The 11,899-nt window shown below is 28.5% G+C and carries 10 protein-coding genes and 2 tRNA genes; 2 read left to right on the top strand and 10 right to left on the bottom strand.

Going from position 1 to position 11,899, the window contains the following annotated elements:
- Window positions 1–54: 54 nt before the first annotated feature.
- Window positions 55–1,329 carry an aminotransferase class V-fold PLP-dependent enzyme gene (locus tag QOZ84_RS10750; RefSeq protein ID WP_284132967.1) on the bottom strand — a complete coding sequence of 425 codons (1,275 nt, stop codon included), beginning with the start codon at window positions 1,327–1,329 and terminating at the stop codon, window positions 55–57.
- 80 nt (window positions 1,330–1,409) lie between these two features.
- On the opposite strand from QOZ84_RS10750, the gene QOZ84_RS16670 reads away from it, so the two are divergent.
- On the top strand, window positions 1,410–1,760 hold the full coding sequence (locus tag QOZ84_RS16670) for a metal-dependent hydrolase (RefSeq protein WP_416390349.1): 351 nt from the start codon (window positions 1,410–1,412) through the stop codon (window positions 1,758–1,760).
- Between the two features lie 134 nt (window positions 1,761–1,894).
- Here the strand turns inward: QOZ84_RS16670 and QOZ84_RS10745 are convergent.
- The 7 genes from QOZ84_RS10745 to QOZ84_RS10715 all read right to left on the bottom strand — a co-directional run bounded on the left by QOZ84_RS10745 (window position 1,895) and on the right by QOZ84_RS10715 (window position 8,367).
- Window positions 1,895–1,967: transfer RNA gene (locus tag QOZ84_RS10745), tRNA-Lys, on the bottom strand.
- Between the two features lies 1 nt (window position 1,968).
- Window positions 1,969–2,045: transfer RNA gene (locus QOZ84_RS10740), tRNA-Arg, on the bottom strand.
- A 136-nt stretch (window positions 2,046–2,181) separates the two neighbouring features.
- A complete protein-coding gene (locus QOZ84_RS10735) occupies window positions 2,182–3,213 on the bottom strand; it encodes a threonine aldolase family protein (protein WP_284132966.1) in 1,032 nt (343 codons plus the stop codon).
- Between the two features lie 161 nt (window positions 3,214–3,374).
- Complete coding sequence (locus QOZ84_RS10730; RefSeq protein WP_284132965.1) at window positions 3,375–4,679, bottom strand: NCS2 family permease; 1,305 nt, start codon at window positions 4,677–4,679, stop codon at window positions 3,375–3,377.
- 196 nt (window positions 4,680–4,875) lie between these two features.
- On the bottom strand, window positions 4,876–7,026 hold the full coding sequence (locus QOZ84_RS10725; protein WP_284132964.1) for a xanthine dehydrogenase family protein molybdopterin-binding subunit: 2,151 nt from the start codon (window positions 7,024–7,026) through the stop codon (window positions 4,876–4,878).
- Window positions 7,026–7,484 carry a (2Fe-2S)-binding protein gene (locus tag QOZ84_RS10720; protein WP_284132963.1) on the bottom strand — a complete coding sequence of 153 codons (459 nt, stop codon included), beginning with the start codon at window positions 7,482–7,484 and terminating at the stop codon, window positions 7,026–7,028. Before QOZ84_RS10720 ends, QOZ84_RS10725 begins: the two co-directional genes overlap by 1 nt.
- Before the next feature lie 19 nt (window positions 7,485–7,503).
- The gene (locus tag QOZ84_RS10715; RefSeq protein ID WP_284132962.1) at window positions 7,504–8,367 is read right to left on the bottom strand and encodes an FAD binding domain-containing protein; all 864 of its coding nucleotides are present in this window, start codon (window positions 8,365–8,367) and stop codon (window positions 7,504–7,506) included.
- Window positions 8,368–8,602: 235 nt separating this feature from the next.
- On the opposite strand from QOZ84_RS10715, the gene guaD reads away from it, so the two are divergent.
- Entirely contained in the window at window positions 8,603–9,853 is a 1,251-nt protein-coding gene (gene guaD, locus QOZ84_RS10710) for a guanine deaminase (protein WP_284132961.1), read from the top strand.
- Between the two features lie 67 nt (window positions 9,854–9,920).
- Here the strand turns inward: guaD and QOZ84_RS10705 are convergent, their stop codons facing one another.
- Together QOZ84_RS10705 and QOZ84_RS10700 are read right to left on the bottom strand one after the other, a co-directional pair.
- Window positions 9,921–10,364 (bottom strand): hypothetical protein, encoded by a 444-nt coding sequence (locus QOZ84_RS10705; protein WP_284132960.1) that lies wholly within the window; start codon window positions 10,362–10,364, stop codon window positions 9,921–9,923.
- A 67-nt stretch (window positions 10,365–10,431) separates the two neighbouring features.
- Window positions 10,432–11,898, bottom strand: coding sequence for a sensor histidine kinase (locus QOZ84_RS10700; RefSeq protein WP_284132959.1), 1,467 nt, complete (start codon window positions 11,896–11,898; stop codon window positions 10,432–10,434).
- Between the last annotated feature and the right edge of the window lies 1 nt (window position 11,899).

The following is an 11,899-nucleotide window of genomic DNA, read 5'->3' as shown; positions in this document are numbered from 1 at the left end:
TATAAAAAATAAGATGGTACCATAGTTTCAGTTACCATCTTACTTTTTATATATTTAGTATTTTTCAACTATATATTTTAATGCTAATATAAATAAGTTTGCCTCTTCTATAGTATTATATAAACCCAAGCTTAATCTTACCATACCAAAGCTTTCTAATTTTTCATCAGCACAATGTGCATCTAAATCACTTAAACCTAACAATCTATTTACATAAGGGTGTGCACAAAACTTTCCATTCCTTAAAGCTATTCCAAATTCATCAGCAAATATATGTGCTAATTCATCAAATGGTATTTTTTCTACATTAAAAGTTATTACACCTAGTCGGTCTTCAACATTTTCAATATCTCCATAAATTTTTAAACCTTCGATTTTTTTCATATTTTTTATCAGATAATTTTTAACTTCCATTTCATGACTATATATTTCTTCAAATCCAACTTGTTGTAAATTCTCTAAAGCCCTTACCATTGCCATAACTCCTAAGAAATTTGAAGTTCCAGCTTCATGAAGTTCTGATGGTGTATCCCATATTATATCATAATCATATACAGTATCTACACATCCTCCACCTCTTAAAAATGGATTTATATTTGATAATTCTTCAGTTAGTCCTACTATTGCACCACTTCCAAAAGGTGCATACGCTTTATGCCCTGAGAACACTAAAAAATCGATTCCTTTTAAATGATTTTGACCCCTCATATCTATTTTCTTATGCGCTATAAGTTGTGCAGCATCCACAATTATTTTAGCATCATGTCTATGACAAATTTTAGCTATATCATGTATAGGGTTAATATAACCGGTTACGTTAGATGCACCAGCTATGCTCACATATTTTATTTTCCCTTTATTTGCAATTAATTTAGCTTCTATATCATTTATATTTATTCTACCTAATTTATCAACATCAACATACTCAACCGTTGCAGTATTCCTCCAAGGTAGATCATTTGCATGATGTTCCATTCTAGTTGTTAATACTTTCTCATGTTTATTTTTTATTAGTACATTCGATAGTAAGTTTAAAGATTCTGTTGTATTTTTTGTATAAATTACTGTATGCGTATTGCTTTGTTTTAAATTAAAAAAATCTAATATTTTTTCTCTAGATTCCTCATATTTTTTAGTACATAAATCTCCTTTTTGACCAGCACCTCTAGCTATTGGTCCATATATTAGTGCGTTTTCCATAATTTCTTTTACTACGCTTTTTAATGGTGGTGTTGTAGCACCATTATCAAAATTTACAGGTATTTGTAATGACCCATTTTTTAACTTTACGGGCGTTTCTATTCCCTCAAATAAATATCTATAATTCAAAATAAAACCTCCATTAATATATCTTTATATCAAGTTCTATAAAATAGAACTATCTTATTATATATGTAAGCTTCTTAAAAATGTTTATACTCCAATCTATACTTAATTTTACTATCATTGTAATAACTTCCACTGAATATATTATACGGGAGGCGATTTTAATTACATATAAAACACATAATATTGGTGGGCTGTTTATTGGAACATTATTTATTGGTCTATTATTAAAATTTCCACTTACATATTTTAAAGTAATTGATATATTTATTATGTTAATACTATATATTAACTCTATAAAAATAGGTTCTTTATTTCCAGATATAGATCATCCAAAATCTTATTTAGATAAGAGATTTCCATTCATCTCTAAAAAGGTTAATTCTATATTTCACCACAGAGGGTTTACCCTTAGCTCCAACCATACGTTGTAATTCATCTGATGAGAAAAATCTTGCTGCTTACTTAAATTTTTTATTATTTTTTAGCTATTTAAAGTAACCTTATGGTTTATAATAATTAAAAATCTCAGTAAAAAAACTCCTATAAAAAATAGGAGTTTAAATGATGATCCATCCGCGACTCGAACGCGGGACACCCTGATTAAAAGTCAGGTGCTCTACCGACTGAGCTAATAGATCATGGTGAGCACACAGGGATTTAAACCCCAGACACACGCCTTAGAATGGCGTTGCTCTATTCAGCTGAGCTATACACCCAATTAAATTTTGTTGACTATATATGATTATGCCTATAATAATAATTTTTCATACTTAAAATTAAAAATTACTATAAAAAGAAAATAATTATAATAAATATTATAGCTATTTTCTTTTTATTTTCAAACTAATATGATTATTTTCCAGTAATATTTTTTAGTGTCTCTACAAATCCCATAACAACTTTTTTATTTGTAGCCCAAGAAGTTACAAGTCTAATAGATGAGTTTTCTTCGTCTTCACTTGACCATACTATAAAAGAATACTTTTCTTGAAGTTTCTCAATTACCGTATTAGGCATTATTGGAAAAATCTGATTAGAAGGTGAATTCACTAAAAATTTATATCCTAACTCATTTATTCCATCTCTTAAAATATTAGCCATATCATTTTCATATTTTCCTATTTCAAAGAATAAGTTCTCTCTAAATAGTTCTGTAAACTGTATTCCCAATAATCTTCCTTTAGCAAGTAAAGCACCTCTTTGCTTTAAGTGATATCTAAAATCTTCTTTAAGAAAGTCATTGCAAATTACTAAAACCTCTCCTATTAAAGCACCATTTTTAGTTCCACCTATGTAAAAAGCATCTGTTAACTCTGCAAAGTCACAAAGTTTTAAATCGTTTTCTTCACACGCCAAAGCAGATCCAAGTCTAGCTCCATCCATGTATAATAATAATTTATTTTCCATACAAACTTCTCTTAATTCTTGTAGTTCTTTTTTGTTATATATAGTTCCTATTTCTGTTGAATTTGAAATATAAACTAACTTTGGCTTTACAACATGTTCATTTGTATAAGATTTAAGAACAGATAAAACATTTTCTTTTCTTAATTTTCCATCCTCAGTATCAACAGCAATCACTTTATGCCCTGTAGCTTCTATTGCACCAGTCTCATTTGCAAATATATGCCCAGTTTTTGCAGCAATACATGCCTCGTGTGATTTTAAAAATGCCGCTATAGAAATCAAATTTGTTTGAGTTCCTCCTGGAATAAAGTGAATATCCACATTATCATTTTGTAATTTTTCTTTTATTAATTCGATAGCTTCTTGACAATATTTATCTTCACCATAACCTGCATCTTGTTCTAAATTTGTTTTTACTAAAGCTTCTAGTATTTGAGGATGAGCCCCTTCGCTATAATCATTTTTTAAGCTATACATGTAATTTTCTCCTTTTCCAAATTTGTAGCATTTTTATAGTTTGACTTTCACTTAGGTTAATAATATCATTTTTTACGTATTTATTACTATAATTTTCTGCTTTTAATTTCACGTTTGCGTGAATTTTAAAAAGTCTCCTTTGATGTCAAAGGAGACTCTTTTTATAAGAATATAAATTTACATATAAATAATATACTTAAAATTACAAGCGACAAGTTAACTTTTTCCTTTTGACCACATACAAACTTAAGTATAGTGTAGGATATTATACCAAATATAATACCATCGGCTATACTGTAGGCAAGTGGCATCATTGTAAAGGTTAAAAATGCAGGTATTGCATCTGTTGGGTCTTTAAAGTTTATTTCAAGTACAGAACTTGCCATCAACACTCCAACTAATACCAATATAGGTCCTGTTGCTTGAGGTGGTATTGCTGTAAATATCGGTGCAAAGAATAGAGATACTAAAAATAAGAACCCAGTAGTTACCGCTGTAAGTCCTGTTCTTCCGCCCTCTGCTATCCCTGCTGAACTTTCAACATAAGATGTAACTGTAGAAGTACCAAGAAGCGCTCCTACTGTTGTTCCTATTGCATCTGCAAGTAAAGCTTCTTTCGCACGAGGTAGTGTTCCATCCTCATTTAAAAGATTTCCCTTTGATGCAACTCCAACTAAACAACCTACAGTATCAAATAAATCAACAAATAAGAACGTAAATACTACTACTATCATATCAAAACTAAATATTTGTGATGTATTTACTGAAAATGCTTTTAAAAATATTGGTTCTAAAGATGGTATAGTTGAAACTAAGGCTTTTGGAATTTCTACTAATCCACATACCATCCCAATTGCAGCTGTTATTACCATAGATAATAAAAATGCACCTTTTACATTTTTGCACATAAGTACTGCCGCTATTATAAGTCCCAATACTGACAATAATACTAACGGTGCTTTCATACTTCCAAGGGTTAATATAGCACCTCCTTGTTCTACAATTCCAGAATTTACTAATCCTATAAAAGCAATGAATAGTCCTATACCTGCAGTAACTGCATGTTTGAGTAATGGCGGTATGCAGTTTATTATTTCTTCACGTATATTTGTAATTGTAAGTAATATAAATATTATCCCTTCAATAAATACTGCACACAATGCAAATTGCCAACTATGTCCCATTGCTATAACTACTGTATAAGCGAAAAATGCATTAAGCCCCATACCAGGTGCTAGTGCTATTGGGTAATTTGCAAGTAATCCCATAAGCATAGTACCTATAAATGCTGATATTGCAGTCGCTGCAAATACTGCACCTTTATCCATACCTGCATCGCCTAAAACATTAGCATTTACAACTAATATATATGCCATTGTCATAAAGGTTGTAATACCTGCTAATACTTCAGTTTTTACGTTCGTATTGTGTTGTGTGAGCTTAAACTTTTTTTCTAAAAACTCCATATACACAAATCCTCCTAATTTTATTACTATACTTAAACTCTCACTTTATAAGTAAGTAGTTTGAGCTAGCTATTTATAGTATATAAATTAAGTTAATATAACTTAAACAACTATCTTTATTTATTCAGTATAAAATATGCTTTATTGGTAATTATCAACAACGAGATAATTTATAAATATTTAATCTTATCAAGATTTAAATTTTCATTTTTTCTTTTATATTTTTAATTATATTATCAGGTGTCGCAGGTAATTTTTTCACCCTAATTCCACTAGCACTAGAGATTGCATTTAAAATTGCAGGGGCTACATATACCATTACTGGTTCACCTATTCCCTTTGCTCCAAACGGTGCAGAACTTTCCTCATCTTCTACTATTATTTTCTTAAAATCTATTGTATCTAGTGATGTTGGTATAATATATTTAGATAGTCTGTTATTTTTAATTTCTCCATTTACAACATTTAAATCTTCCATTAAAGTATATCCAACACCCATAGCAAAGCCTCCATCTATTTGCCCTTCTATTAAATGAGGATTTATTGCTTTTCCTACATCTTGTGCTACAACTGCATTTAATATTTTAATTTCTCCAGTTTCTTCGTCTACATCAACCTCAACTCCACAAGCTCCAAAAGTATACGGCCAATATGGTTCTCCTATACCAGTTTCTTCATCCATCATTGTTGAGTGTGCTTTAAAAGAGCCCTCTTTAATTAAAAGTTCTTTATCAATATTTTTATATACATCTTTTAAATTACAGTTGTTTATATCATATTTTTTATTTATTTCATCTCTTAGCTTTTCACAAGCTATTTTTACGGCATTTCCACTATTGTAAGTTTGACGACTTGCCGCTGCTGTTCCAGAGTCTGGAGTTATTTCTGTATCTTCATTTACAAATATTATGTCCTCTACATTAATTTTTAAAACCTCTGCTCCTATTTGACTCATTATAGTTTTTGCACCTTGGCCTACTTCAGTTGCTCCAATATATATTTCTACTTTTCCATCTTGATTTATTTTAGCTCTTGCATTTGAAACATCTGGAAATCCATTTCCATATCCCGTTCCATAAAACATTATTCCTATGCCGCATCCCTTTTTACTAAAGTCCATATTTTTTTTAACTTCATTTATACATTTTTCAAGTGGAACGCTTTCTTTTAATATTTGATTAGTAGCTGTTTTACTTCCTTTTTTAAATATATTTTTTAATCTAAATTCTATAGGGTCTATGTTTAGTTTATTTGCTATTATATCCATTTGTTGTTCATAAGCTATTGGAACTTGAGTTGCACCAAAGCCTCTCATAGCACCACTAAATGGATTATTTGTATATACTGCGTAACTATCTACACATACATTTTCTATTTCATAGGGTCCAGTTGCATGAACTCCCGCTTTTCTTAATACATTTATTGCCCAGGATGCATAAGCTCCAGTATCCCCTATTATAGTAGCTTTTAATGCTTTTAATTTTCCATCTTTAGTTGCTCCGGTTTTATATTTCATAATCATTGAATGTCTTTTGGAATGTGCTATAAATGATTCTTCTCTAGAATAGGTAGTTTTAATTGGCCTTTTTAATATTTTTGCTGCAAGAGATAGATGGATTTGCATTGTTATATCTTCTCTTCCTCCAAAAGCACCTCCAACTGCACAGTTTATTATTTTCACTTGTTTTTGATCTATTTGTAATGCCTGTGCTATTTCACATACATCAAAATGTGGATATTGAGTTGCTGTGTATAATATTATTTTGCCTTTTTCATCAATTTTTGCCACTCCACTTTCAGGTTGTAAAAAAGCATGGTCAACCTGTGGAACAACATATTCATTTTCAACTATTACATCGCAATCTTCAAATGACTTTTCAACATCTCCATTTCTAAGTTTAAAATGATGAACTATGTTAGTATCATTGCCATGCACTTTTGGGCTATTTTCTTTCATTGCTTTTATTGGATCAAATACAGCTTCTATTTCTTTATATTCTACATTTATAGCCTTTAAAGCTTTTTTAGCAATTTCTTTATTTGTAGCTACAACAAAAGCTATCGGATCGCCTATCCTTCTTACCTTTTTATCACAAAATACTTCATTATCTTTAAACACTACTCCATGGTGGTTATAAGGTACATCCTTTGCTGTAAATATCTTTATTACCCCTTCTATTTTTTTAGCTTCACTTATATCAAGTTCTATGTATGCATGAGGTTTATTAGACCTTAAAGTTTCTCCATATAGCATATCTTCAAAATATATATCTTGTGGATATATTGCTTTTCCATTAACTTTATCGTAAGCATCTACTCTTTTTATATTTTTCCCAACACTATTCACTACTTATCTCTCCTTACAGTTGATGCTAAGTATATAGCATCTACTATCTTATTGTAACCTGTACATCTGCACAAATTACCTGATATAGCATCTCTTATTTCTTCTTTGCTTGGAGAAACATTTTTATCTAATATAGATTTTCCACTAAGTATCATACCTGGCGTACAAAACCCACATTGTACTGCTCCTACGTCAATAAATGCTTGCTTTATATACTCATCTTTTACACCTTCAATAGTTGTTATTTTTTTTCCATCCGCTTGAAAAGCAAGCACTAAACAAGAGTTAACTAATTCTTCATCCATAATAACAGAACAAGCACCGCATTCACCTTCTCCACAGCCTTCTTTGGTTCCAGTTAGTTTGAGGTTATCTCTAAGTACATCTATAAGCCTGTCATCTTCTTTTATATCTACATTATATATAGTTTCATTTATATTTAAATTAATATTTTTCATAATTTTTCTCCTACTATTTTTAATTAATATTATATAAGCTTATGCCTTCATATATAGCTTGCTTTAATACGCCTTTAACTGCATTAGATTTAAATTCTACACTTGCTCTATTTTTTAATCGCTCACTAATACTTTCCTGCACTATATCTAATGCTTTATTGATAGTATTCTGATTAATAGATTTTCCTTTTAAATATTGTTCAACTTCATATTCTCGCATTGCTATTTTGCTTAATGCTCCTAATGCTATATTCATATTTTTAAATTTATTTTCTTCTATTTCTAGCAATACACTGCATGAGATTTTAGATATTGATAATGATTTTCTAAAACCAAGTTTAACAAAAGATAGCACTTGATTTGGATTTAAATTCTTAAATTCTATATACTTTAAAATTTCATCTTCATTTAGTTTAATTTTATTTTTGTCTAATAATATATCCTTTAAGTATTCTTTTCTCTCAGAATTTTTACTTTGTATACATACCTTAGCATCTAGTGCTAAAAGTGGGGGTATTAAATCCGAGCTTGGTGATGCATTGCATATATTTCCACCTATTGTGGCTCTACTTCTTATTTGAGGTGAACCTACTAAACTACATGCTTTTTTTAAACCTTGCAAGTTAGAGTTTATTTTGGGTGATTTTATGATTTCATTAAGTGTGGTGCATCCACCTATTTTCATAATATCCCCTTCATCTTCTATAAACTTAAGCTGTTTTACATCTGATATATCAATTAAAATTTCTTTATCAAATTTGTCATTTTTCATATCAACAACTAAATCAGTTCCACCCGCTATAACTTTTGCTCTATATTTATTAACTTCAAGTATATATAGCGCACTTTCTAAACTTTTAACTTTAAATACTTCTTTAACCATATTATCCTCCAAAATAAAATTTACTTGTTTTACTATACTAATCTCATATTGATTAATTTTTTGGTTACTTAAAAGATATGATTTTTTAGTTTTTTATAGTACCTTTTGAAAGGTTTTTGTACAACTTTAAAAGTTTATTTTCTACGTAGTTTATTGTATTTGATACTGAATATTTGTTAAGCAATAATCATATATATTCAATATCAAATACAATAAATTTTTTAAGAGGTGTTTAATGAAAATTATTAAAGGAAACATTATTTTTACTCCTACATATGATAAATTTGAAATAATAAAAGATGGCTATATTATTTTATCTAATAATAAAATAGTTGGTGTTTATAATGAAATTCCAAAACAATATAAAAACTACGAATTAATAGACTACAAAGATAAGCTTATAATTCCTGGAATGAATGATTTACATTGTCACGCTCCTCAATTTAGAAATGTTGGCATTGCTATGGACAAAGAATTGCTTCCTTGGCTTAACGATTATACATTTCCTGAGGAATCAAAATATAAAGATATTGATTATGGCAAAAAAATGTATTCTAAGTTTGTAAAAGAAATATATAAAAATGGAACTACGCGGGTAGCTGCTTTTGCAACAATACATAAAGAATCTACAATGAAGTTGATGGATATTTTAATAGACTCTGGCATTGGTGGTTGTGTTGGTAAGGTAAATATGGATAGAAACTCGTGTGATAGTCTTTGTGAATATACCATGACTTCAATTAATGATACTTTAGACATTATAAAAAGATATCTAAATAAATCAGAATTAGTTAAACCTATTATAACGCCTAGATTTGTACCTACTTGTAGTGAAATTTTGCTAAAAAACCTAGGTGAAATAGCCATAAAATACAACTTACCTGTTCAATCTCATTTATCTGAAAACATAGGCGAAATAAATTGGGTAAAAGAACTTCATCCACGTTCTAAATTTTATGGAGATGTGTATGATAGTTACAATTTATTTGGTGATACCCCTACACTTATGGCACATTGTGTTCATTTAACAGATGATGAAATAAATCTTATGAAAACTAAAAATGTTTATGCAGTTCATTGCCCTACTTCAAATGCAAATTTAGGTAGTGGTATAATGCCTATAAGGAAGCTTCTAAACAATAATGTCAAGATAGCATTTGGAAGTGATGTAAGCGGCGGTCATAGTTTTTCAATTTTCAAGGCCATTGTTTATGCTATAGAATTTTCAAAACTTATATGGGCTCAAAATAAAGAATATGATTTTTTAACACTTAGTGAAGCTTTTTATATAGCTACTAAGGGTGGCGGTTCTTTCTTTGGAAATATTGGAAGTTTTGAAAAAGATTATGAATTTGATGCTCTTGTTATAGATGACTCGGATCTTAATTTTGATAATTACAGTTTACTTGAAAGATTAGAAAAATTCATTTATTTAGGTGATGATAGACATATTTATCATAGATATGTGAGTGGTAAATTAATATAATTTACATAAAAAAAAGATAGATTTAATTTAAAATTAAATCTATCTTTTTCTATAATCTTATTAAAATTTAATTGTTACATGCACCATTTCCTTGGCCTCTTTGATTACCTTTATTTCCTTGACCTTTATGTTGTCCTCTGTTTTCTCTATTAGTTTGTCTTTCTTCTCTTTTTTCTTTCATTTCTGCTTTAAAATTATCATCCATATACTTAAATGCTTTATCATGAACTTTGAAATACTCATTTATTTGTTCTTCATTTAAATCTTTCTTAGATTCACCATGGTATTTATCAAATGTAGCTTTCTCCTCAACTGTTAACTCATTATATCCTTTTTCTAAAAGAGATTGTTGTTCTTCACTTAATTTACAGTCTGTTCTGTTTTTTATAGGTGTACTTGTTAAAGTTTCTGCCTTTGGTTTTGCAACTTGCTCACTTGCATTGGCTGTTACATTAAATGTTCCAAGTCCTAATAAAGATACTACTCCTAAAGCTATTAAAGATTTTTTCATAAATATTACCTCCTAATAAATTATTTATTTCGTATCTTTATTATAAAACCCCAATGTCACACCAATGTCACAAACTAAATTTTTTTAATTTAATCCAAAATTCAACTCCATTTTCTTTATTTAAAACCCCATATTCTCCATTATGAAGATTTATAATCTCTCTAACAATAGCAAGACCTAACCCTACTCTATTTTGGGAAGAGTTTCTAACCTTATCTATTCTTACAAAAGAATCCCAAATTTTTTCTAAGTGCTCTTCATCTATTTTATCTCCAGAGTTAAACACACTTATCTTGATACAATCTTTTGTTTCTTCTCTTGATATTATAATCTGCTTGTTTAAGTCAACATGGCTTATAGCATTATTTAATAAATTATTTAAAACTTGCTCAATTCTTAACTCATCCCCTAAAATCACATTTTTTAAAACATTATTATTTTCTAAGTTCAAATACATACTTATATCTTTTTCTTTTAACAAAAATTCATGTTTTTTAAGTGTACTTTTTATTAAATCATCAATATCTATTTCTTTTTTTTCAATCTTAAACGTCTTAGATTCCATCTTATACAAATCTAGTAAATCATTTACCATCACACCCATTTTTTCACTTTCTTCACAGATGACATCTATATAAAAAGCTTTATCTTCTTCATTTTCTAAAATATCACTTCTAAGGCCCTCTGCATATCCATTTATAATAGTTATAGGAGTCTTTAATTCGTGAGAAACACTAGATACAAATTCTTTTTTTAATTTTTCTTGTTTGATTTTATTAGATATAAGTATTTCTAATTTTTCATTTCTAATTTTTAAATCATCCATAGTACTCTTAATTTTTAAAGATAATTTATTTATACTATTACCTAAAACCTCTACTTCATCATTTGTATGTATATTAATTTTTTCATCAAAATCTAAATTAGATATTTTATTGCTTATATTTGTAATTTCTATTATTGGTTTAGTGAATTTCTTAGAAAACCATATCGCCATAAATATACCAAGAAGTATTATAGGGATAAAAATTATAAGTAAAAAATTTGAAGCTATATTAACACTACTTTTAATTGAGCTTATAGGCATCTTGCATACTATTGAATAATCTTTATCCTTTGACTGTGTATATGTTGCTAAAAATTCCGTTCCTTGTTTATTGTTTACAATATAAGAATTTAAATTTTGATTTATTTTGTTTTTATCAGTTATCAAACCATTATTTTTTCTTTGCATATGTTGATTATTATGCATTTCCATAGATTTGAAATTATTAGAGTATATAATTACATCATTTTTATCAAAAACATCAATAAGTATATTATTATCACTATTTTCTTCTATGTAATTTATTAATTTATCTTTATTTTCTTCTTTTGTTAAACTTAAAATTGAGCTACCAAGATTATTTAAGTCCTTACTTGTTTGTTTTATATAAAAATCCTCGAAATTTAATTTAAAAGCAATTATTCCAATTAGAATTGTACAATTTATCAATATAATTCCTGTGAGTAACTTATTTTTTATAGACTTCAAA

It is taken from the genome of Romboutsia sedimentorum, from assembly GCF_030131845.1.
GTDB classification, from domain to species: Bacteria; Bacillota; Clostridia; order Peptostreptococcales; family Peptostreptococcaceae; genus Romboutsia_D; species Romboutsia_D sedimentorum.
The sequence above is the reverse complement of the archived record's forward strand: the minus strand, read 5'-3'. Positions and strand labels throughout refer to the sequence as shown.